The 21,058-nt window shown below is 72.2% G+C and carries 19 protein-coding genes; 11 read left to right on the top strand and 8 right to left on the bottom strand.

What is annotated here, in order from left to right; all coding sequences use genetic code 11:
• Nucleotides 1–2: 2 nt before the first annotated feature.
• Both BMY07_RS24050 and BMY07_RS33850 read left to right on the top strand, forming a co-directional pair.
• Nucleotides 3–1,034, top strand: a complete 1,032-nt coding sequence (locus tag BMY07_RS24050) for an AMP-binding protein (RefSeq protein WP_092782987.1) — start codon at nt 3–5, stop codon at nt 1,032–1,034.
• 125 nt (nt 1,035–1,159) lie between these two features.
• Nucleotides 1,160–2,827 (top strand): trypco2 family protein, encoded by a 1,668-nt coding sequence (locus BMY07_RS33850; protein WP_281245085.1) that lies wholly within the window; start codon nt 1,160–1,162, stop codon nt 2,825–2,827.
• Nucleotides 2,828–3,287: 460 nt separating this feature from the next.
• On the opposite strand, the gene BMY07_RS24030 is transcribed toward BMY07_RS33850, so the two are convergent.
• The 5 genes from BMY07_RS24030 to BMY07_RS24010 form a co-directional block, all read right to left on the bottom strand.
• Nucleotides 3,288–4,109: an AfsR/SARP family transcriptional regulator gene (locus BMY07_RS24030; protein ID WP_092782975.1), complete on the bottom strand. Its 822-nt coding sequence runs from the start codon at nt 4,107–4,109 to the stop codon at nt 3,288–3,290.
• On the bottom strand, nt 4,106–5,119 hold the full coding sequence (locus tag BMY07_RS24025; protein ID WP_092782971.1) for a methyltransferase: 1,014 nt from the start codon (nt 5,117–5,119) through the stop codon (nt 4,106–4,108). Before BMY07_RS24025 ends, BMY07_RS24030 begins: the two co-directional genes overlap by 4 nt.
• Nucleotides 5,116–6,735: a class I adenylate-forming enzyme family protein gene (locus BMY07_RS24020; RefSeq protein WP_092782968.1), complete on the bottom strand. Its 1,620-nt coding sequence runs from the start codon at nt 6,733–6,735 to the stop codon at nt 5,116–5,118. The genes BMY07_RS24025 and BMY07_RS24020 overlap by 4 nt, the downstream gene beginning before the upstream one ends.
• Nucleotides 6,736–6,791: 56 nt before the next feature.
• Nucleotides 6,792–7,991: an FAD-dependent monooxygenase gene (locus BMY07_RS24015; RefSeq protein ID WP_092782965.1), complete on the bottom strand. Its 1,200-nt coding sequence runs from the start codon at nt 7,989–7,991 to the stop codon at nt 6,792–6,794.
• Between the two features lie 67 nt (nt 7,992–8,058).
• Nucleotides 8,059–9,306 (bottom strand): MFS transporter, encoded by a 1,248-nt coding sequence (locus BMY07_RS24010; RefSeq protein WP_218150744.1) that lies wholly within the window; start codon nt 9,304–9,306, stop codon nt 8,059–8,061.
• A gap of 93 nt (nt 9,307–9,399) precedes the next feature.
• Here BMY07_RS24010 and BMY07_RS24005 point away from each other — a divergent pair, with 93 nt between their 5' ends.
• The 4 genes from BMY07_RS24005 (at nt 9,400) to BMY07_RS23990 (ending at nt 12,833) form a co-directional block, all read left to right on the top strand.
• A complete protein-coding gene (locus BMY07_RS24005) occupies nt 9,400–9,876 on the top strand; it encodes an RrF2 family transcriptional regulator (protein WP_092782959.1) in 477 nt (158 codons plus the stop codon).
• 33 nt (nt 9,877–9,909) lie between these two features.
• Complete coding sequence (locus BMY07_RS24000) at nt 9,910–10,722, top strand: thymidylate synthase (RefSeq protein WP_092782956.1); 813 nt, start codon at nt 9,910–9,912, stop codon at nt 10,720–10,722.
• Entirely contained in the window at nt 10,719–11,213 is a 495-nt protein-coding gene (locus BMY07_RS23995; RefSeq protein ID WP_092782953.1) for a dihydrofolate reductase, read from the top strand. The genes BMY07_RS24000 and BMY07_RS23995 overlap by 4 nt, the downstream gene beginning before the upstream one ends.
• 99 nt (nt 11,214–11,312) lie before the next feature.
• Nucleotides 11,313–12,833 (top strand): FAD-binding oxidoreductase, encoded by a 1,521-nt coding sequence (locus BMY07_RS23990; protein WP_092782949.1) that lies wholly within the window; start codon nt 11,313–11,315, stop codon nt 12,831–12,833.
• 424 nt (nt 12,834–13,257) lie between these two features.
• On the opposite strand, the gene BMY07_RS23985 is transcribed toward BMY07_RS23990, so the two are convergent.
• Nucleotides 13,258–15,225, bottom strand: coding sequence for an FAD/NAD(P)-binding protein (locus BMY07_RS23985; RefSeq protein WP_092782946.1), 1,968 nt, complete (start codon nt 15,223–15,225; stop codon nt 13,258–13,260).
• A 44-nt stretch (nt 15,226–15,269) separates the two neighbouring features.
• A complete protein-coding gene (locus BMY07_RS23980) occupies nt 15,270–16,115 on the bottom strand; it encodes a sigma-70 family RNA polymerase sigma factor (RefSeq protein ID WP_092782943.1) in 846 nt (281 codons plus the stop codon).
• Between the two features lie 124 nt (nt 16,116–16,239).
• Here BMY07_RS23980 and BMY07_RS23975 point away from each other — a divergent pair, with 124 nt between their 5' ends.
• The 3 genes from BMY07_RS23975 (at nt 16,240) to BMY07_RS23965 (ending at nt 18,733) form a co-directional block, all read left to right on the top strand.
• Nucleotides 16,240–16,716, top strand: a complete 477-nt coding sequence (locus BMY07_RS23975) for a carboxymuconolactone decarboxylase family protein (RefSeq protein WP_177215737.1) — start codon at nt 16,240–16,242, stop codon at nt 16,714–16,716.
• Nucleotides 16,717–16,872: 156 nt separating this feature from the next.
• Nucleotides 16,873–17,328, top strand: a complete 456-nt coding sequence (locus BMY07_RS23970) for a YciI family protein (protein ID WP_092783077.1) — start codon at nt 16,873–16,875, stop codon at nt 17,326–17,328.
• A 103-nt stretch (nt 17,329–17,431) separates the two neighbouring features.
• A complete protein-coding gene (locus tag BMY07_RS23965; protein ID WP_092783074.1) occupies nt 17,432–18,733 on the top strand; it encodes an RNA polymerase sigma factor in 1,302 nt (433 codons plus the stop codon).
• Between the two features lie 126 nt (nt 18,734–18,859).
• On the opposite strand, the gene BMY07_RS23960 is transcribed toward BMY07_RS23965, so the two are convergent.
• Nucleotides 18,860–19,723 carry a LysR family transcriptional regulator gene (locus BMY07_RS23960; RefSeq protein WP_092782940.1) on the bottom strand — a complete coding sequence of 288 codons (864 nt, stop codon included), beginning with the start codon at nt 19,721–19,723 and terminating at the stop codon, nt 18,860–18,862.
• Nucleotides 19,724–19,833: 110 nt separating this feature from the next.
• Between BMY07_RS23960 and BMY07_RS23955 the strand changes: the two genes are divergently transcribed.
• Together BMY07_RS23955 and BMY07_RS35935 are read left to right on the top strand one after the other, a co-directional pair.
• On the top strand, nt 19,834–20,202 hold the full coding sequence (locus tag BMY07_RS23955; protein ID WP_092782937.1) for a hypothetical protein: 369 nt from the start codon (nt 19,834–19,836) through the stop codon (nt 20,200–20,202).
• Nucleotides 20,199–21,032 (top strand): NAD(P)H-binding protein, encoded by an 834-nt coding sequence (locus BMY07_RS35935; protein WP_092782934.1) that lies wholly within the window; start codon nt 20,199–20,201, stop codon nt 21,030–21,032. Before BMY07_RS23955 ends, BMY07_RS35935 begins: the two co-directional genes overlap by 4 nt.
• Nucleotides 21,033–21,058 lie beyond the last annotated feature (26 nt).

The raw sequence follows: 21,058 nt of genomic DNA, 5'->3' as shown, positions 1-21,058 counted from the left end.
GCATGGACGCGGTGTCGGCGGAGTCCTGGTGGGGCGCCGAACTGCTCGGCGGTGCCGACGACGCGGTGTGGGCCGTCGCGGCGAGCCCGGTCACCTACGCGACGACGCGCGCGCGGGTGGCCGGGCTCGCCCGCGTCCTGCGGGCGCAGGGCATCGGCCAGGACAACACCGTCGCGCTGCACGGCACGGCGAGCCTGACCCAGCTGTGGGCGCTGTTCGCGCTGTGGTCGCTGGGCGCCCAGGTGCTGCACGTCGACCCGGGGGTGCCGGAGCGGGCCGAGTTGCTCGCCCGCCACCGGCCGCAGTTCCAGGTGGTGATCGGCAGCGGACCGCGGGCGCCGGGCCGGTTCGTCGACGAGTGCGGGGTGCTGGTGGGGCGGCTGCCGGGCGGTAGGTCCGCGGTCTCGGAGCACTGCCTGGTGCAGTTCACCCCGGGTCGGCTGGCTGCTGTCGGCCGCTCCCCGGAGTCCCTCCTGTCCGAAGTGGACCGACTGGCGCTGGTGGCGCCCGGGGACGCGGTGCTGGTGGCCACCAGGCTGACCCGGTTCGCGGGCCTGGCGTTCACGCTGCACACGATGGCCGCGGGCGGCTCGCTGGTGTTCACCCCGGCCACGGGGGTCGACGTCGTGCTCGGCGAACCCGCCGCCTTCGCCGCACTGGTCGACGCCGAGGTCCGGCTGGGGGTGCGGTTGGCGGTGTCGGCGGGCGGGGTGCTGTCGCAGTCGGTGTACGACGACTTCGCCGCCCGCTACGGGGTTCTGGTCGGCCAGGCGTATGGCACGGCGGAGACCGGTTTCGTCGCCACTGACGCTCGTGGTCGGCTCGGCCCCGGCTCGCTGGGGGTGCCGCTGCCCGGCGTGCGGACGCGGGTGATCAACGGGGTGCTGGAGGTGCACCTGGCCCGCTCCCCGTACCCCTTCACCCACACCAACTGGCGCGGCGGCTGGCTGTCCACCCTCGACGCGGTGCACATCGACCACAGCGGAGCGCTGGCCCTGGGCAGACTGGCGGAACGCGACGCCCTGTCGGCGTGAGGCAGCCGACACCACATCCGATCCCCGGCCGATGAGGATGGACCTGGTCGAGCTGGTGGGGGACCTGCGGGAGCAACTGGCCGGGGCGGGCGCGGACCCGCGGTTCGAGGTCGGCGCGGGTCGAGGTGGAGGTGTCGGTCGTCGTCGAGCGCGAGGCCAAGGCGGGCGGCAAGGCGAGGTTCTGGGTGGTGGAGGTCGGTACCGACGCCAAGGTGGCGCGTCACCACACCCAGCGGCTGACGCCCACGCACGCGGGTGGGTCGGTGGCGATCACGGGCATGGTAGAGCTCGGCGTGGTCGACGGGCGGCACGCGGCGGTCCTGCCCGCGCACGCGGTGGGGTTCCCGCTGTGGAAGCTGCGCGGGGACTTCCGGGACTCCCACCAGGCGTCCGGAACCGTGACCGGCCTGTCGGGCCGGCGCAGGGAGACGCTGGAGTTCACCGTGCCGGTGCCGCCGGAGCGGATGTCCTCGGGGTCGCCGTGGGAGGGGATGTCCGGGGCGGCGGTGTGGGTGGACGGCGCGATCGTGGGCGTGCTGGCCCGGCACTACGCCTCCGACGGTCCCGGCCGGTTGGCGGCGGTCCGGGTGGAGCACCTGCGGCTGGCACCCGCGGACATCCAGGCGGCGGTGGGGTGGCGCGGTTCGCCGCGGGACGTGGTCCCGCCGGAGCCCGCTCAGGTGGTGCGAGCCGCCTACCGGGATGAACTGCGGTCGATCGCCCCCGTGCGGTTGTTCGACCGCGAGGACGAACTGGACGAGTTGACCCGGTTCTGCTCGGGACCGGAGGCGCATCTGTGGTGGCAGGCCGGGCCGTGGGCGGGCAAGTCGGCACTGCTGTCGTGGTTTGCGTTCGACCCGCCCGCGGGCGTGGACGTTTCATCACCAGCCGGTACGCGGGCCAGTCCGACAGCGACGCGTTCCTGGACGCGGCGTTGGAGCAGTTGGCGGCGTACGTGGGTGAGTCGGTGGGGACGGTGCTGCACGCCCGCGCCGGGCAGTTGCGACGGTTACTGGACGCGGCGGCGGCGCGCGCCGGGTCGGCCGGTCGTCGGCTGGTGCTGGTGGTCGACGGACTGGACGAGGACACCAGCGGGGCGGCCGCAAACCCAGCATCGCCAGTCTGCTGCCCGAGCGGCCCGTGGTGCACGTCCTGGTCGCCGGCCGCCTGTCCCCCGATCTTCCCACCGACGTCCGCCTCGGTCACGCCCTGCGCGCGGTGACGCCCTCGCCGCTGGGGATGTCCTCGGCGGCGGGCGATGTCCGGGAAAGCGCCACCGAGGAGCTGCCTGCACTGCTGGCAGGCCCGAACCGCCCCGTGCTCGGCCTGATCACCGCGTCCGGCGGCGGTCTGACCAGCGAGGACGTGCGGCGGCCACCGCCGTGCTGTCGGTCCTCGACGCGGCAGCCGACCGCGCGCCACTCGGCTGGGAATCCGAAGTGGACGGACTGCTGGACCGGGCGGAACAGCTGCTGGAGAGCGAACCGGACCCGATCCTGGCCCTGCGCGGGCAGGCGGCAGTCGCGCAGCCCGCGGCCCGGTGCGGGCGGATCGGGCGCGCCACCGGACTGGTCGAGATCGCCGAGCGGTCACCCTGGGCGTTCGACACCGAGGCGATGATCATCGAGTGCGCCGCCGCGATCGGCGATCCGACCTGGCGGGACTCGATCATCCACCGCATCATCGGGGAGATGTGGTTGGCCCAGCCCATCGGGCTCAGCGAGTTGTGCGCGGCATTGCGTCCGAGCGGGACGGGTCGACGCCGTCGAGAAGATGGTGGGACTCACCGGTGACCTGTGGTACGGCGCGGCTGCGGCGGCGCTCGCGATGGGGAACCCGGGGTCGCGACCCGCCTGCTCGCGCTGCGGGAGCCCGATAGGTTTTCCAGGCCCAGGCACCTGGCGATCCGTGCGGCGGTCGAACCCGACCGGCATCGGGCCCGTGAACTCGCCGAGGCCGCCGCGGTGGCGGCCAGGACGATGGCCGACCCGACAACCTCCCCCTGCTCGTCGACGTGGGAACCGCGCTCGCCGACGCCGGATTCCCCGATCTGGCCGCTCGACTGTCCCGCGCCGCCTTGGCTGAGTTCGCACTGGTCACCAGGCGCGAGAACGACCGATCGCGTGGGGAACTCGCGGCGCGGGCCGGGGCGTTGTTGGCGGCGGCGGAAAGGCGGGCGGCCGACCAGGGAGGACCCGCAGGCCGACCAGGGGGGTGAGTCGACCTGCGGGTCTGGGCGGGCAGCCAGCCGGGCTAGATGGCTGCCCATTCCTTGGGGGAGGTTCGTTGGCGGGGGACCACGTCCAGGGTCAGGGTGGGGCGGAGGGTGGGCGGTGGGTCGAGTTTGGGGTCGGCGGAGAGGATGTCGGAGTAGAGCTCGTGCAGGGGGCGGGACAGCGGGCCGCCGCCGTCGTCGGTGATGGCCTGGCGGAGGCGGTGGAAGGCGGACAGGGCGTCGACCCGCCGACCGCAGCGGTGCAGGGCGACCATGAGCTGCGCGGTGAACCGCTCGGTGGTGCGGTGGCCGTGCACGAGCGCGCTCAGCTCGCCGAGCAGGTCGTGGTGGCGGCCCAGCGCCAGGTCCAGGTCGACCCGGTCGCCCACCACGTCGAGGTGGCGGCGGGCGAGCAGGCAGGCGGCGTCGCGCAGGACCGGGCCCGCGGTGACGTCGACGAGCGCGGGACCCGTCCACAGCCGTAGAGCCTCGCGCAGCAGCTCGGCCGCCGTGCCCGGGTCCGCGGTGTCGGCCGAGCGGACCAGGGCCTCGAACAGGTCGACGTCCAGCTCGCCCCCGTTCACCACCAACTCGTAGCCGCCCCTGCGGGTGCGCAGCCGGGTCTCCCCGCCCGCCAAGGGGCGCAACGCCTTGCGCAGGTGCATCACGTAGGTCTGCAGCGCGGCGATCGCGTGGGCGGGTGGCGAGCCCTCCCACAGCTCCTCCATCAGGTGCGCCTGGTGGACGGTCGCGTTGGCGTTGACCAGCAGCAGCGCCAGCACTTGGCGCTGCTTGGTCGCGGTGGGGGTGAGGCTGCCCCGGTGGCCGACCGAGAGCGCGCCGAGCAGTTTGAAGATCATGGCTGCCGCGGGGACGCGACCAGCAGCCGGGTGTCCAGCGGCAGCGGGTGCACCGCCCCGAGGGTGAACCCGGCCTTGTCCAGCATGTCCCGGTAGTGCGGCTCGTCGCGCTCGCGGCCACCGCCGAGCACCACCAGCATGTGCATGTTGAACCCGTGCGACAGCGGCGAGGCGTCGGCGCCGGTGAGCCGCTCCAGCACCAGCAGCGACCCGCCGGGCGCGATCGCGGACCGGATGGTCGTCAGGATCCGGTGGCAGGCCTCGTCGTCGAAGCAGTGCAGGATCCGCGACAGCACGTAGACGTCGCCGCCCTCGGGCACGCAGGCGAAGAAGTCGCCGCCGACGCGCTCGCACCGGTCGCCCAGCTCGGCGATCGGGTGCCGCGCCGCCTCCGCGATGACGTGCGGGGTGTCGAACAGCACGGCCCGCAACCCCGGGGTGGCCCGCAGCACGTGCTCCAGCAGCGCGCCGTGGCCACCGGCGACGTCCACCACGAGCGAGGCGGCCGAGAAGTCGAACGCCTCGGCGACCGCGGTGAAGAACGGCGCGCCCGCGACCATCATCCGCTCGTAGGCGTGCGAGAGGTCCGGGTTCGCCTTGAGGTGGGTGAACAGGTCGGCGCCGTGCACCTGGGCGAAGGACGAGCCGCCGTGCCGGATGGAGTGCGCCAGCTCGCCCCAGGCCCGGTAGAACTGGTTGCCGTACAACGTGATGTGGTCGCGCATGGTGCCCACCGCGTCGGTGCGGGCGAGCGCGCCGACCTCGGTGAGGGTGTAGCCGGTGGCCTCGTCGCCCGCGAGCACCCCGACGCTGCCGAGGTACCCGAGCAGCCGGGTGACGGCGTCGGTGTCGAACCCCAGTGACAGCGCGACCTCGGCAGCGGCGGTGGGCCGCAGCGGGTCGAGCCGGTCGATGATCCCCAGTTCGGTCGCCACGTACAGCGACTGGCTGCGCCAGAAGCCGGTCAGCAGCTCGATGAGCTCCCGCTGCGCGGTCGTCGCGTCGCTCATGCCCCGGCCCCCTCTTCGCGCGTGACCCGCTGCGGCGGCGCGGACCGTTCGGCGCGCAACCGCTTGGCCAGCTGGTGGCGCTGGATCTTCCAGGTGGAGGTGCGCGGCAGCTCCTCGAAGTCGATCTGCCTCGGCTGCGCCATCTCCGGCAGATCGCGCACGGCCCGGGCCCAGCGCTCGAGGTCCAGCGGCGCGTCGTCGCGGGTGGACACGATCGGCACCGGTTCCCCGGTAGGCCCGGCGACGATGACGATCTCCCGCAGCTCCTCCAGCCGCGACATCAGCACGTCCTCGACCTCCAGGTTGGACTCCATGGTGGCGATCCGGTCGGCCTCGCGGTCGAGCAGGTGCAGCAAACCCTTGCGGTCCAGGTAACCCATGTCGCCCAGCCGCCACCAGCCGTCGTCGAGCTGGCTGGTATAGCGCTCGTGCTCGCCGAGGTAGGTCAGGATCCTGGTGCGGCTGCGCACTTGCAGGTGCCCAACGGTGCCGCGGCGCACCCGCCTGCCCTGGTCGTCGACGACCCGCAGCGAGATGAACCCGGGCAACGGCATGCCGACGCACCGGCCATCGGCGTCGCCCGCGGTGCGCCGGGTGTACCAGCGGCCCGCGACGGGGCCGATCTCGGACTGGCCGTACGCCTGGAGGAACAGCGGTCTCGGCCGCCGCGACGCCCCCAGCATCCGCTCGATGGTGCGCGGGTGCATCGCGTCGAAGGTCGCCCCGAAGTAGCGCACGCTCGACAGCGGCGCGCCCTCGGCGTCGGCGAGGACCTCCCAGTCGACGTAGTTGTTCGGGTGCGTCTCGACGTAGCCGGGCCTGGTCTGGATCAGCAGCGGGCCGACAGAACGCGGGTCGGGGTCGACCGCGATCACCAGCGGGTTGCCCAGGCTCAGCCACATGGCCAGGCCCTGGTAGAACCGGGAGTGCACGAAAGTCATGCACAGCGCGGCTTTCTCCCGGCCGCGGATGGGCCACGCCGCCAACTGCTGCGGGATGAGCCGGTGGTAGCCCGCCTCCGGGCAGTGCACGGCGAGCTTGGGGATGCCGGTGGTGCCGGAGCTGTGCGAGATCAGCGACGGCTCGCCGGGGTGCAGCACCACGGCGGGCCTGCGCGGCGCGCCCGCCAGGTCGGCGAGGTGGCCGGTGCCGATCCGGCTCTCCCCCGCGGTGAGCAGCACGCCCCTGGTGGCGCCCGCGACCGGCACGTCGTCGAGCGCGCCGTCGAGGGTGTCCCCGTCGGTGATCAGCCACGGCTGGTCCAGCCGGTGCAGCAGCACGAACGCGGTCTCCCCGTCCAGCGCGGGCGAGAGCAGCGCGGGCACCGCCCCGATGCGCGCGGCGGCGCAGGCGAACAGGGCGATGTCGAAGTTGTTGGTCTTGTAGATGGCCACGCGCTCGGTCGGGCGCACCCCGGCCGCCCACAACCGGGCCGCGATGTCGTCGACCATGTCGGCCAGGCCCGCCGCGGTGAACCGGGTGCCCGTGTCCGGCGCCCAGGCCAGCGGCCGGTCCAACGTGATCTCCAGGTCCGGTCGCCGCCTGGCCGCCGTCTCGAAGATCAGACCGAGGTAGAAGCCGTTGCCGCGCAGTAATCGCCGAACGAGGGTGTGCATGGGTCCTCCAGTGCCGACGGGACAGTGACTGGTCGGGGGTCGCGGGTCCCGCGACCTCACTCGGTGAGCTCGAGGTCGGCCGCGCGGGTGTCGTGGCCGTAGATCCAGGCGAGGTGGTCCAGGTCCTGCTCGTGCGCCAGTTCGAAGTCGCGCTCGCGCTGCCGCTCGCCGTCGGCGAGGTGGAAGGCCTCGCCGCGCAGCCGGGACTGGCGGTGCACCTCGGCGGTGCGCGGTCCGCGGTCGGCCTCGTAGCGGGCCAGCGAGTCGTCCAGGCTGACCTGGCCCGCGAGCCACGGCCCGAGCCGGTCGAGCAGCGCGGCGGCGTCCTCGAGGGCCTGGTTGGCGCCCTGGGACAGGTACGGCAGCATGGGGTGGGCCGCGTCGCCGACCAGGACGGCGTGGTGCGCGTGGTAGCGCTGCACCAGGTCCCGGTCGAACAGGCCCCAGCGGGTGACCGAGCGCGCGGCGGTGACCACGCGGCGCACCTCGGGGTGCCAGTCGGCGAAGGCGGCGGCCAGTTCCGCGGTCTCGGCGCCGGTGGTGCTCGACCCCGGCCTGCCGTCGGCGGTGGCGCACACGGCGCTGAAGTGGATCGTTCGGCCGGAGCGGATCGGGTAGTACGTCACGTGCCGCTGCGGGCCGAACCAGAATAAGACCCGGGGGTCGGTGGCTAACGAGGGCACGACACCGGCCGGGATCAGCCCGCGGTACACCGAGTAGCCGGAGAAGACGGGCTCGTCGCACACGATCGCGGCCCGCACCGCGGAGTGGGTGCCGTCCGCGCCGATCACCAGGTCCGCGCCGAACCTGGCCCCGTTGGCGAAACGCAGCTCGACACCGCCGCCGCACTCCACGACGCGCTCGAGCCGGTGTCCCATGTGGATGTTGCGCTCGCCCGCCCTGCTGACCAGCAGCTCGTGCAGGTCGGCGCGGTGGATCAGGTAGTAGGGGGCGCCGAAGGTGGTGACGCAGTCGTCGCCGTGCGAGACCGCGGAGAGCACGGCACCGTCGTCCCAGCGGCGGATCTCGATCGACCCGGCCCGCACGGCCTTCTCGGCCAGCCCCTCGGTGTGGCCGAGGGCGTGCAGCACCCGGACCCCGTTGGGCGAGAGCTGCAGGCCGGCGCCGATCGGGCTGAACTCCGCCGCCTGCTCGAACACCGCGACCTCGGCGCCCGCTTCCCGCAGCGCGGTCGAGATGACCAGTCCGGCGATCCCCGCGCCGATGACGGCGACGCGGGCATGCGTCAACACCATGCTCAATCCCCCCAGGGTGTGCGACACGATCGGGACCCGGCCGCCGGGGGGCGGCCGGGTGGTGCGACTACTCCTCGAGCTTGTGCGGCGACAGCGCCAGGATCGGCACCACCAGCACCGCGGTGACCACGGCCAGCAGCACGAACGCCAACTCGAAGTTGCCGGTCGCGTCCCGCAGCAGGCCGACGAGCAACGGCCCGGCCGCGGCGCAGCCGTAACCGACGAAGAACGCCATACCGCTGATCCGGCCCGCTTCCGCGGCGTCGCGGGCGGCGGTGACCGGCAGCGTCAGCACCAGCGGGAAGAGCCCGCCGTGGCCGATGCCGATGAGCACGATGGACAGCCAGACGACCGCGGTTGAGTCCGGCGCGAGGGCGAAGCCGAGGAACCCGGCGGCGGTCAGCACCGTCGTCACGGCCAGGCCCGCGCGCTGGTCGCGGCGCTCGCCGAGCAGGGCGGGCACCGCGATCATGGCGACCACCTGGATGGAGATCATGACGGTGAGCAGCACGCCCGCGGAAGACTCCGTCCGGCCGCCGTCGTTGGTCAGCAGCGGTGCGATCCAGGCCAGTTCGCAGTAGTAGAGCGCGGAGTTGCCCGCCGACACCGCGGTCACCAGCCACGCGGTCGAGCTGCGCCAGGGCAGGCCCACGGTGGTGAACCGGCGCACCCCGGAGGCATCACCCAGGTTGAGCGAGTTCTTGGCCACCGACCACAGCGCGATACCCGCGACCGCCAGCACCGCCCAGGACCCCAGCGCCACCGGCCAGGAGCCGAACGCGTCGGCGAGCGGGGCGGTGGCCCCGGCGGCGACCGCGCCACCGAGGCCGAGGCCCGCGGTGTAGAGACCGGTCACCAGGCCGGGCCGGGCCGAGAAGCGGGACTTCACCACGGCGGGCAGCAGGGTCTGGGTGATGGCGATGCCCGCGCCGACCGCGAAGGCGCACAGCAGCTGCAGCCAGGTCGCGTTGCCCAGGACCCGGGCGAGGGTGCCGACGCCGACGATCAGCAGGCCGATGGTGACGCCGCCGTGCAGGCCGCGGCGGCGGGCGACGACGGCGGCCAGCGGCGCGCACAGGCCCATCGCCAGGGTCGGGATGGTGGTCAGCAGCGAGGCGCCGGTCGCGGACAGCCCGAGGTCCGCGCGGATGGTGTCGACCAGCGGGGACACCGCGGCGATGGCGGGGCGCAGGTTGACCGCCGCGACGAAGAGGGCCACCGCCGCCAGGCCGAGCGCGGCCCGGTCGGCACTGGTCGCGCTGGCCCGGTCAACGGGTGTTCCCGTTGTCCTGGACGGGTTTTCGGTGTCGGTCACGACGCTACCTCTCAATTCGGACAAGGAATGTCCGGAACCTAGCACACAGCGATCAACTTGGACACATCCCATCCGAGATCTAGGATCGGGCGAATGAAGCTGTCCAACGGGGTGGAGTGGGCGCTGCACTGCTGCGTCAGCCTCAGCCAGACCGAGCACCCGGTGCCCACCCTGCGCCTCGCCGAACTGCACGACGTCCCGCCCGCCTACCTCGCCAAGCACCTGCAGGCCCTGGCCAGGGCGGGCGTGGTGCGCTCGACCCAGGGCCAGGACGGCGGCTACACGCTGACCAGGCCTGCCGCCGAGATCACCATGCTCGACGTGGTGGCGGCCATCGACGGACCGGCACCCTTCTTCCGCTGCACCGAGATCCGCAGGCGCGGCCCGCTCGCGGCGGACCCGGCCCGGTGCGCCAACCGCTGCCCGGTGGCCAGGGCGATGGGCGCCGCGGAACTGGCCTGGCGCGCCGCGCTGGGCACCGTCACGATCGCCGAACTGGCCACCGACATCGACGCGGCCAGCGGCGGGGACGCCCTGGTCGGCGTCCGAGACTGGCTGCGCGAGCACTGACCCCGACCCGACCCAGGAGACGACGACACCCCGATGACCGACTCGCCCCCACCCGACACCCAGTACGAGGACCTGCTGCGCCTCGTGGCGACCGAGGGCACCCGCAAGCACGACCGCACCGGCGTCGGCACCCGGTCGCTGTTCGGCCACCGGCTGCGCTACGACCTGGCGGCCGGGTTCCCCCTGGTGACCACCAAACGCGTCCATTTCCGCTCCATCGCCTACGAGTTGCTGTGGTTCCTGCGCGGGGACAGCGACGTGCGCTGGCTGACCGAGCACGGGGTGACCATCTGGGACGAGTGGGCCGGGCCCGACGGCGACCTCGGTCCGGTCTACGGCGTGCAGTGGCGGTCCTGGCCCACCCCGGACGGCGGCCACGTCGACCAGCTGGCGCAGGTCCTGCGCACGTTGCGCACCGACCCGGACTCGCGGCGGATGGTCGTGTCCGCCTGGAACGTCGCCGATCTGGACAAGATGGCCCTTCCCCCCTGTCACGTGCTGTTCCAGTTCCACGTCTCCGACGGCAGGCTGTCCTGCCAGCTCTACCAGCGCAGCGCCGACCTGTTCCTCGGGCTGCCGTTCAACATCGCCGGGTACGCGCTGCTGACCTCGATGGTCGCCCAGCAGGTGGGTCTGGTTCCCGGCGAGCTGATCTGGTGCGGCGGTGATTGCCACGTGTACGACAACCACGAGGCCCAGGTGCGCGAACAGCTCGGCCGCGCCGCGTTCCCCTTCCCCGAACTCCAGCTGACCCCGGCGCCGTCGTTGTTCGACTACACCTACGCCGACCTGAGGATCGTGTCCTACCGACACCACCCCGCGATTCCGGCGCCGGTAGCAGTATGAGCGTGGGATTGATCTGGGCTCAATCGACCAATGGCGTGTTGGGCAGCAATGGAACGATACCCTGGTACCTGCCGGAGGATTTGTCCCGATTCCGGCAGAAAACTGCCGGTGCCGCGGTCATCATGGGCAGGCGCACCTGGGACTCGCTGCCCGCGCGGTTCCGACCGCTGCCCGGGCGCCGCAACATCGTCCTGACCAGGCAGGACGACTGGCGGGCCGAGGGCGCGGAGGTCGCGGACTCGCTGGCGGCGGCATTGGCGGTGGTCCCATCCGGACCGCGGTGGGTGATTGGCGGCGGGGAGATCTACCGGGTGGCCATCGAATGGGCCACCCAGGTGCACGTCACCCATGTGGCAGGCACATTCCACGGCGACGCACACGCCCCGTCATTGGACACCGGGTGGCAACTCACCGATGTGGAACCAAGTACCGGTTGGCTGAATTCCTCCACCGGTCTGCGTTACCGCTACTGCGAATACACCAGGACCTAGAATATCGAGCAAGGCACCGGTGCCTCAGGCGTCGATCACTGCTAGCTTGGTCGCGCGAAAAGGCCATTGCCGGTCGTTCGACGAAAGCGGGGCACGCGCATGCGCACTCGACGGTCATTCCTGCGGCTGGGCGCCGGGACCGCGCTGGCGTCGAGCGGTCTGCTCGCCGCGCCCACCGCGGGCGCGGCGCTCGTTCGGTCCACAAAGGACCTCTCGGTGCTGCGCGAGCGGATCACCGGCACCGTGGTGCTGCCGTCCGACGCCGCCTACCCGAGCGCCAAGCAGCTCGTCAGCGCCGAGTTCGACGCGGTGAACCCGCGCGCGATCGTCTACTGCGCGAGCACCGCGGACGTCAGCGCCTCGGTCCGCTTCGCCCGCGAGCGCGGCATCCCGCTCGCGGTGCGCAGCGGCGGCCACAGCTTCAACGGCTGGTCCACCACGCCCGGCCTGGTGGTCGACACGTCCCGGCTGGCGCACGTGGTCCCCGGCCCGACCGTCCGATTCGGACCGGGGCTGCGCGGGGTCGACTCGGTGGCGGCGCTGTCCCCGCACGGGATCGCGCTCCCGGCGGGCGGCTGCCCCACGGTCAGCGCGGGCGGGTTCACCCTCGGCGGGGGCCTGGGCTGGCAGACCCGCAAGTACGGCACCGCGTCCGACCGGCTGGTCTCGGCGCGCGTCGTGCTCGCCGATGGGCGCGCGGTGCGGGCGAGCGCCACGGAGCACAGCGACCTGTTCTGGGCCCTGCGCGGCGGCGGTGGCGGCAACTTCGGCGTCGTCACGGAGTTCGAGAGCCTGCCGACCCAGCTGAGCCGGGTGGTGAGCTACCGGCTGACCTGGAGCTGGGACCGGGCGGCGGAGGTCGTCGCCGCGTGGCAGCAGTGGGTGATCACCGGCGAGGACGAACTCGCGTCGGTCCTGGTCGCGGTGCTGCCGGACTCGGCACCCGGCGCCGTCCCGCTGCTGCAGGTCGTCGGCGCGCACCTGGGCACCAAGGCCGCGGCCGACGCCGCGATCGCCCGCCTGGTCTCCGCCGTCGGCGCCGCGCCCACCAGCAACACCGCCGAGGAACTGCCCTACGCCACCGCGATGATGCGCGCGTTCGGCTGCTCGGACAAGACGGCGTCGCAGTGCCACATCACCGGCCAGACCCCGGACGCCCTGTTGCCGCGCACCACCTTCGTGGCGCACCGCTACCGCACCTTCGCCCACGCGATCCCCAGCCCCGGCATCGACGCGATCCTCACCGCCTTCGAGGCGAACCGCCGCCCGGGCCAGAACCGCTCCCTCAACTTCGTCGCCTGGGGCGGACAAGCCAACCGACTCCCCGTCACCGCCACTGCCTGGCCCCACCGCACAGCCCAGTTCGCCCTGGGCTTCTCAGCCACCCTCACCACCGCCACCACGCCCGACGACCACACCACAGCCACCCACTGGGCCGACACCGGCTTCACCACCATGACCCCGTACTCCACCGGCCACACCTACCAGAACTACGGCCACAACGGCCTCCCAGACTGGCAAACCGCCTACTACGGCCCCAACTACACCCGCCTAACCCAAATCAAACACACCTACGACCGGGACAACATCTTCCACTTCTCCCAGAGCGTGGGCTCCTAACCGCAAGCACAGTGCTGTCGCGGATACGCCGCGCAGAAGCAGTGCGACAACTGCGTGCCACCCTCACCGACGCCGGATGCGAACCTCCCTTCGCCCGCAGACCCCCTGCAAGTGGCGGCGCCTAGCTCGTGAGGCGAGCGGTCGATTCACAGCGGACCAGTCGATCAGGTTGACTGTGGCTCAGGCGACGGCGTCCGCGCCAGCGAGGATCGCGGGGTTGGAACCGAGGCAGACACCGAAGGAGCCCTGTCGCGGTCGCGGCCCGCCAACGGATCCGCACCCGCGTCGTGGAAACACCGCGCGGAAGCGGTCCGGCGGCGGGTGCACCCACCGCGCCACCCTCGTCAACGCCAGGTGCGAACCTTCCCTTCGCCTAACGACCCGAACTCCACCTCACAACTCCCCATCGCAGGGCGACAGCGCCCTAGCGGGTGAGGCGAGCGGCCGGGGCGGGAGTTGAGTCCACAGCGGACTCGTCAGTGAGCCCGAGGGCGGCTCGGGCAATGGCGTCCGCGTCAGTGAGGATCACGGAGTTGGAGCCGGGGCGGATGCCTGCGGCGGTGAGCCAGTGGACTGACTCGGTGGGGACGCCGAAGGCGAAGCGGTGGGGGTGGGCGGTTCCGGTGGCGTCCACCAGGTGGTACGGGCGCGTGGTGACGGCGATGGCGCCGGTGTCGAAGCCTGCGGAGGGCGTGTCGGGGTCGTCGGGGATGTGGTAGGGGGCGCATTGGCCGGTGATCCACAGGTAGCGCAGCAACGGGTCCGTGGTGTGCTCCAGGTGCGGCTCCGGCAGGCGGGCCTCGATCAGCGATGTCACCGTGACCGTGTCGGGCACGGTGTTCGCGCCTACCAGGAACTCGGTGCCGCCCGGGGCCGGTCGCGCCTGTACGCCCGGGGCCAGCACGGTCAGCACGCCCGCCTCGACCAGGGCGATCATCTCCCGGATCCGCCGAACCGGGGGGCCGATCGACAGGAAGGCGTTGAGCGGGCCGTACCAGCGGTTCAGTTCGTCGCGGTAGGACGTTCCGGCGAGACCGCGGTGGTCGACCACCAGCCGGATCTCGTTGCGCAGGTCCCGCAGCACGTCCATCGCCGCCTTGAGCGGACCGCGGACGTTCCCGAGTTCGGCCTGCGCCACGTCCTCGCGCAGGTAGGTCAGCAGCCACGCCTGGTAGTCCGCGTGCGAGGAGAAGGTCCGCTCACCCCACGGCCGCACCACCCGATCCCAGTCCCAGCGCTCGGACCTGGCGACCCCGTAGCGGTCCAGCAGCCGCGACTCCACCGCGGTGGCACGGTCCGTGGTGGCGACATCGACGTACTCCAGGGTGAACGCACGGGCCATCCACCGGCCGTCGCGTTCGGCGATGATGGCGGCGTGGTAAGCGAGCCGCACCTCGGAGGTGATCAGCGGCCACAGATCACGCCGGAAGTGCACCGGCGGACCGGCGCGGAAGCGTTCGACGCGCTCCTCGGTGAGGAACATCGGCTCGTGCCTGCCCGCCACGCCCTTCTGGTTCTCACCGCGGGCGTGGTACGGCAATCCACGACGCGAACCGGTGTACAGCAACGGTTCGCGCCCAGATGGTTGGTACGCAAGGCCTTCCGCGGTCTCAGTGTAGCGACCACCACGACCAGTGGTCAGCAACGCCATGTAGTCGAAGAAGTTCAGCCCCATCCCGCGCAGCGCAACAGCCTCACCGGGCTTGATCCCACTCAAGTCGACGTCGGCCGGGTTGTGAGGCGGGATGTAGCGCAGACCCGCGCGGGCGGCGAACCCGATCAGCGCCGACTCCGGGCCGATGGGCTCGCGGTCGACGTGCCCCTGCGCGAGGACCACGGAGTCCAAGCCGCGCAACCGATCCCCGTTGTCCAGGGTCAGCACCTGGGTCCCGTCAGCGTCGTCGTCGAGCGCGACGGCGGTGGCGCGCACGGTCCGCACCGACAGCGACGCGGGCGCGGTGCTGATGAGCCCGCGCAGCACCCAACCCACGTAGTGGCCGTAGAAGGAGCGCGACGGGTACGAGTCGGGCCCGAGCGCGGCGGCCTCGGCGCGCACGGCCTCCGGGTAGTCGTCGATCCCCTCGGTGACGAACCGCGCCCAGTCGTACAGGCTCGGCCCCGGCGCCACCGGTCCCGCGCAGTGCACGGTCTCGTCGGTGAACATGGTGACCTGGCAGGCCACGGTGTTCATCAGCAGCTCCCGCGGCTGCGTGGTCCGCCACACCCGACCACCACCGTCACCGACTGCGTCCACCAAGTGCACCACCACCCGTGGCGCGGCATCACCCAGCGCGCGCAGGTTCGCGCAGATCCGCTCCACCACCGCCACCCCGCGCGGCCCGGCACCGACGACGCACACGGTGACCGCGCTGGGGTTCTCGTCGACCGCCATGATCCCTCCGAACTGCCTCGACCACCCGATGCTGGCAGGGCAGGCTAAAAGACCGAGCAGCGGCCGAGTCCGGAGAAGCGGAAGATGTCGATCCGGGTGATCTTCCCGCTGGCGATGGTGAAGCTCATGATGGAGACGAGGTCGTCGCCGGTGGTGTTGACCAATCCGGCGTTGCCGTTGACCAGCGCGGCGCGACTGGTCGTGGTGGTCGCCATGCGGTGGAAGGTCGCGAACTGGCCCGCCACGGTGTCGGCGCCGCGCAAGACCTGGCTGGGGCGCGTTTTCCCGCCGTCAGCTCGTAGCGTGACGTCGGGGTCGAGGACGGCCATCAGGGCGGTGAGGTCGCCGCCGCGCGCGGCGGTCAGGAAGGCGTCGACGACACGCCGTTGTGCGGCCCGGTCGGGGACGGTGGCGCCTCGGACGCGGCGGCGGGCACGGCTGGCGAGTTTCCTGGCGGCGGCCGGGGTGCGGTCCATGATCGGAGCGATCCGCTCGAACGGCACGCCGAACAGATCGTGCAGGACGAAAGCCACCCGCTCGGCCGGGCCCAGCGACTCCAGCACCACCAGCAGCGCCACCCCGACCGAGTCCGCGACCAGCAGCTCGTCCTCGGGACCGGTGACGACCGGGTCCGGCAGGTGGGCGTCGAGCGGGTCCTCCCGGCGCTGCCTGCGGGTGCGCAGCACGTCCAGGCAGACCCGGCCGACGACGGTGGTCAGCCAGCCGCCGAGGTTGTCGATGCCCTCGGTCCCGGTGCGGGCGAGGCGCAGCCAGGCCTCTTGGACGGCGTCGTCGGCGTCGGCGGGCGAGCCGAGCATCCGGTGGGCCACCGCCTTGAGGTGCGCGCGGTGCTCCTCGAAGCGGCGGGTCAGGAAGTCGTGTTCGTCCACGGGTCGCCTTTCGTTCGTGCGCATGACGAACCGGATGCCCGGGATGTGACACCCCAGGCACGGTCACATCCGCCACCCACGACTCGTCAGGGCAGTGACCAGCGCAAGACCCGGGAAGGAAGCCATGCACACGTCACGTCTGCCCGACCCCTCCAAGCTCATCCCCGAACTGGACCAGATCGGCGGGGCCCTGTTCACCGCCACCGCCAACGGCTCGATCCCCCGGACCACCATCAGCCTGGTGCACCTGCGCGCCGGGCAGATCGTCGGCAACACCTACCTGACCGTCCGGCACACCACGGGCCTGCGCGCGGCGGGCGAGCCGGAAGACCGCATCACCGCCGTCGCGTCCTGGCAGGACTCATCCCACTTCACCGCCCCCGAACGAGCCGCCCTGGCCCTCGTCGAAGCCGTCCTCGCCCCCAGCCCCCACACCGAACGGGTCACCGACGACCTCTACACCGAGGCCGCCACCCACTACGACGACAAGGCCCTCACCACGCTCGCCACCGCCATCGGCCAGGTCTGCTTCTTCATCCCGTTCGCCCTCATCGGCAAGCCCCTGCCGGGCAAGCCCGCCGCGCAGCAGTGGCGGGACTGACGAGCCCGCGAGACCATTCGTCCATAACGGACATTTCGCCTGCGAACAGGCCTCGGAAAGAATCTTGGGCCCGGATGTCGAAACCGGGTGTGCCCGTTCGACGTGTGGTGGACCGGGCGGACGGCCCGGGGTGTGGATGACGTGGAGGGTGTGGTCATGCGGTTCATGGTGATGGGCAAGGCGACGGCCGAGTCCGAGGCTGGGGTGTTGCCGAGCACCGAGATGCTCGTGGCGATGGGCCAGTACAACGAGGAGTTGGTCAAGGCCGGTGTGCTGCTCGCGGGCGACGGCCTGCACCCGAGTTCGAAGGGGGCGCGGGTGCTCTTCGACGGCGACGACCGCACGGTGGTCGACGGGCCGTTCGCCGAGACCAAGGAGTTGATCGCCGGGTTCACGATCCTGGAGGTGGCCTCGAAGGAGGAGGCCGTCGAGTGGGTCAAGCGCAGCCCGAACCTGATCCCCGGCGGGGTCGGCGAGGTGGAGATCCGGCAGATCTTCGAGGCGGCGGACTTCGGTGACAACGCCACCGAGGAGGTGGCCGCGTTCGTCGACGGCGTGGGTGAGCTGGGGCGGGCCAACGTGGCCAAGTGGCGCGCCGAGAACGCGGACTGACTCCCGCGACCCGCCACGCCCTCGTCCCACCCGGGCGTGGACGCGGCGGGTTGCGCGGGTTCGCCCGGTCGGGTTGAGTCCACGCGTGCCAGTCGACGAGCCGATGCCCGCCACCCACCGGGCGGTCGAGGCGGTCTGGCGGATCGAGGCGGCCCGGCTCATCGGCGGGCTGGCCAGGGTGGTCCGCGATGTCGGCGTCGCCGAGGACCTGGCCCAAGACGCCCTGGTCGCCGCGCTCGAGCAGTGGCCGGCAACGGGCATCCCGGACAAACCCGGTGCCTGGTTGATGACGATCGCGCGGCGGCGGGCGGTCGACGGCGTCCGGCGCGAGATCCGGCTGGCGGAGAAGGTCGCCGAGCTCGGCCGCACCCTGGAGCGCGCCGCCGACGTCGAGGTCGACGACCAGGTCGAGGACGACGTGCTGCGGCTGATGTTCACCGCGTGCCATCCGGTCCTGACCCCGCCGTCCCGCGCGGCGCTGACGTTGAAGATGCTGGCCGGGCTGCGCACCGAGGAGATCGCCCGCGCGTTCCTCGTCCCCACCACGACGATGGCCCAGCGCATCGTCCGGGCGAAGAAGACGCTCGCCGACGCGCGGGTGCCGTTCGAGGTGCCGACCGGCGCCGATCTCGCACCCCGGTTGGCGTCCGTCCTCGGTGTGGTCTACCTGCTGTTCAACGAGGGTTACTCGGCCACCGCCGGACCCGACCTCGTCCGCCCGGCCCTGTGCGCGGAGGCGATGCGGCTGGGCCGGGTCCTGGCCGCCCTCGCCCCGGACGAGCCCGAGGTGCACGGGCTGGCGGCGCTGATGGAGCTGCAGGCGTCCCGGCTGCGCGCCCGCACCGACGCCGCGGGCGAGATCGTCACCCTGCTGGATCAGGACCGCGGCCGCTGGGACCGACTCCTGATCCAGCGCGGACTTGCCTGCCTCGACCGGGCGATCGCCCTGGGCGGGGGCACCGGCCGGTACACCGTGCAGGCCGCGATCGCCGCCTTCCACGCCCGCGCCCGAACACCCGAGGACACCGACTGGGGACGCATCGCCACCCTCTACACCACCCTGTCCCGCGTCGCCCCCTCCCCCGTGATCGCCCTGAACCACGCCGTCGCGGTCTCCATGGCCGAGGGCCCGGCCGCCGCACTCCCCCTGGTGGACGCCTTGGTCGCCGCGAAAGCCCTCGCCCACTACCACCTGCTCCCCGCCGTCCGGGCCGACCTCCTGACCAAGCTCGCCCGCCGCACCGAAGCCCGAGCCGAGTTCGAACGAGCCGCCACCCTGACCGAGAACACCCGCGAACGCGCCCTGCTGCTGAGCCGGGCGGCGGAGTGCTCCACTGGGGCGCGGACGACATCCGAGAGTCTTGTGCCGGACTCGGCGGTCGGGCGTGAGTCCATAAAGGATTGATCGCACGGAGAGGGTGCTGCGTCCACACGATGGCGCGGTGGGGCTGAGGTGCCCCCGCCGAGCGGGGGTGTGGGGTGAGCCGGTTGGTCGCACTCTTGCGGGAAGGGGTCGCCCCTGCCGCGGCCCTTACCGGGGGAAGTTGGCCAGCAGGAAGTCCCGTAGTACAGCCACTCGCAGCGGTAGGTGGCGGTCTGAAGGGACCACCAGGTGCAGTGGTTGACCTTCGGCGTAGTGGTCCGGTAGTACCGGTGTGAGCAGCCCGGATCGGACCGATGCGGCCACCGCCGGGGCGGGTAGGAGGGCGATGCCCACGCCTGCTATTGCCGATCGTCGGACGAACGACAGGTCGTCGGCTGCCAGAGGGCCCTTTACCGCCACGGAGATCTCTCCGCGCGGGCCGCGCAGGTGCCATTGGTCCGCGTCGCCGAAGCGGAGGCAGAGGTGACCTTCCAGGTCGGCCGGGCGCTGCGGGATTCCCTTGCGTGCCAAGTAGACCGGTGACGCGAAGAGCCGGAAACGGGTGTCCTGGAGGCGGGTCGATCCGCGGCTTTCCGGGCCCGCTCTCAGCGCCAGGTCGAATCCGCCCTCGATCAAGTCCACGGACGGCGACAGGGTGATGTCCACCTGCACCTCCGGATAGCGGGCCAGGAACGCGGCCACCAACTCCGGCAACACCTCCGCGCCGACGTCCGGTCGGGCGGCCAACCGCACCACGCCGCGCGGCGCCTCCCCGGAGTCCGCGGCGGCGCCCGCTGCCGAGTCCAGTTCGGACAGTGCCACCGACACCCGTGCGTGGTAGGCGCGTCCGGCGTCGGTGAGGGCGAGTGACCGGGTGGTGCGGTGCAGGAGCCGCACCCCGAGCCGGTTCTCCAGCCGGGCCACTCGGCGGCTCACCGACGACTTCGGCATCCACAGCGCCCGCGCGGCGGCGGAGAAGCTCCCCGCGGCCACGACCTGGACGAAGATCGCGACGTCACCCAGTTCCTCCATGCGGCCATTGTCTCATGGGTGGAACAGTCCGTTCGAATCTCACCCACTAGTGCACCTGGGACAACGAACCTAGCGTTGACGGCGTGGCAACAACCTCCAGGAGCGCGACAGTGCCCCGTACAACCCTCGCGACGGTCGCGGCGAACGTCATCCCGGCGTACGTCATGCCCGCCGCCATGAGCTACGCGAGCGCCCTGGCCCTGGCGGACCACCGGCTGGCGGCCGCCTCGGTCACCACGATCGCCATCCCCTCCGCGCTCGCCGCGCTGGCCGTCACTTTTGGACCGCGCGGTGGACGCCGTTGGGTCCGAGTGCCTGTCGCCGCAGCCTTGTGCGCGGCCTTGGCGTTCGTGGCGAGTCTCGCACTGGTCCACTTCGGACTCGCCGAGTCGACGCTGTTCCTCGACGCCGTGCCGTCTGCCGCGCTCGGCGGGGCGATCACGGCCGCACGCACCTCCTACCGGAAGAAGGACTCATGATCCTCGTCATCGGCGGCACCGGCACCACCGGACGCGCCGTCCTGCACGCCCTCCACACCCGCGCGGTGCCGACCCGGGCACTCGTCCGCACCGCGGGCACCGTCCCGCCGGGCGTCGAGCAGGTCGTCGGGGACGCGGCCGACCCCGGTGCGCTCCGGGCCGCGTTGGCAGGCGCGTCCGGCGTGTTCCTGGCCATGGGCAACGGCCCGCGCCAGGAGGAGATCGAACTCGGCGTGGTCGCCGAGGCCGCCCGCGCGGGCGTCGACCACCTGGTCAAGCTGTCCGCACCCGGCCCGGCCGACTCGCCGGTCGCCATCGCCCGCATGCACCACCGGGTGGAGGCGGCGGTCCGCGCGTCCGGGGTCGGGCACACGTTCCTGCGGCCGTACGCGTTCTTCCAGAACCTGCTGTTCCACGCCGCCCGCATCCGCGCCACCGGCTGGTTCCCGACCACCACCGGCGACACCCCGCTGAACATGGTCGACGCCCGGGACGTGGCCGACGTCGCCGTCGCCGCCCTGATGACCAAGACCACCGGCACCCACGTGCTCACCGGCCCCGAAGCCGTCTCTTACCCCGACATCGCCGCCCGCCTCACCGCCGCGGGCACCCCAACCCGCTGCGTCACCCTCACCCCGACCGAACTCCGCGCCGACCTCACCGGCGCCCCACCCTGGCTCGTCGACCACGTCCTGGAGATCCAGCACCTGGCCACCACCCACCCGGAACACCCCAACAACACGATCACCCACCTCCTGGGCCGCCCCCCACGCACCCTGGACGCCTTCCTCCACGAACACGCCCCGGCATTCCGCGCCCAAGCCGTCTGACGGGGACGCGGCCACCATCGAGTCCA

The sequence above is a fragment of the Actinokineospora terrae genome, from assembly GCF_900111175.1.
GTDB lineage: Bacteria > Actinomycetota > Actinomycetes > Mycobacteriales > Pseudonocardiaceae > Actinokineospora > Actinokineospora terrae.
Note: the sequence above shows the minus strand (reverse complement) of the source record. Positions and strands in the feature narration are given on the sequence as shown.

What these genes read in the sequence shown, in the direction of transcription:
- BMY07_RS24050 (WP_092782987.1), top strand. Translation starts at nt 3, where the DNA reads ATGGACGCGGTGTCGGCGGAGTCCTGGTGGGGCGCCGAACTGCTCGGC.
- BMY07_RS24030 (WP_092782975.1), bottom strand. Translation starts at nt 4,109, where the DNA reads ATGATCTTCAAACTGCTCGGCGCGCTCTCGGTCGGCCACCGGGGCAGC.
- BMY07_RS24025 (WP_092782971.1), bottom strand. Translation starts at nt 5,119, where the DNA reads ATGAGCGACGCGACGACCGCGCAGCGGGAGCTCATCGAGCTGCTGACC.
- BMY07_RS24020 (WP_092782968.1), bottom strand. Translation starts at nt 6,735, where the DNA reads ATGCACACCCTCGTTCGGCGATTACTGCGCGGCAACGGCTTCTACCTC.
- BMY07_RS24015 (WP_092782965.1), bottom strand. Translation starts at nt 7,991, where the DNA reads ATGGTGTTGACGCATGCCCGCGTCGCCGTCATCGGCGCGGGGATCGCC.
- BMY07_RS24005 (WP_092782959.1), top strand. Translation starts at nt 9,400, where the DNA reads ATGAAGCTGTCCAACGGGGTGGAGTGGGCGCTGCACTGCTGCGTCAGC.
- BMY07_RS24000 (WP_092782956.1), top strand. Translation starts at nt 9,910, where the DNA reads ATGACCGACTCGCCCCCACCCGACACCCAGTACGAGGACCTGCTGCGC.
- BMY07_RS23995 (WP_092782953.1), top strand. Translation starts at nt 10,719, where the DNA reads ATGAGCGTGGGATTGATCTGGGCTCAATCGACCAATGGCGTGTTGGGC.
- BMY07_RS23990 (WP_092782949.1), top strand. Translation starts at nt 11,313, where the DNA reads ATGCGCACTCGACGGTCATTCCTGCGGCTGGGCGCCGGGACCGCGCTG.
- BMY07_RS23985 (WP_092782946.1), bottom strand. Translation starts at nt 15,225, where the DNA reads ATGGCGGTCGACGAGAACCCCAGCGCGGTCACCGTGTGCGTCGTCGGT.
- BMY07_RS23975 (WP_177215737.1), top strand. Translation starts at nt 16,240, where the DNA reads ATGCACACGTCACGTCTGCCCGACCCCTCCAAGCTCATCCCCGAACTG.
- BMY07_RS23970 (WP_092783077.1), top strand. Translation starts at nt 16,873, where the DNA reads ATGCGGTTCATGGTGATGGGCAAGGCGACGGCCGAGTCCGAGGCTGGG.
- BMY07_RS23965 (WP_092783074.1), top strand. Translation starts at nt 17,432, where the DNA reads ATGCCCGCCACCCACCGGGCGGTCGAGGCGGTCTGGCGGATCGAGGCG.
- BMY07_RS23960 (WP_092782940.1), bottom strand. Translation starts at nt 19,723, where the DNA reads ATGGAGGAACTGGGTGACGTCGCGATCTTCGTCCAGGTCGTGGCCGCG.
- BMY07_RS35935 (WP_092782934.1), top strand. Translation starts at nt 20,199, where the DNA reads ATGATCCTCGTCATCGGCGGCACCGGCACCACCGGACGCGCCGTCCTG.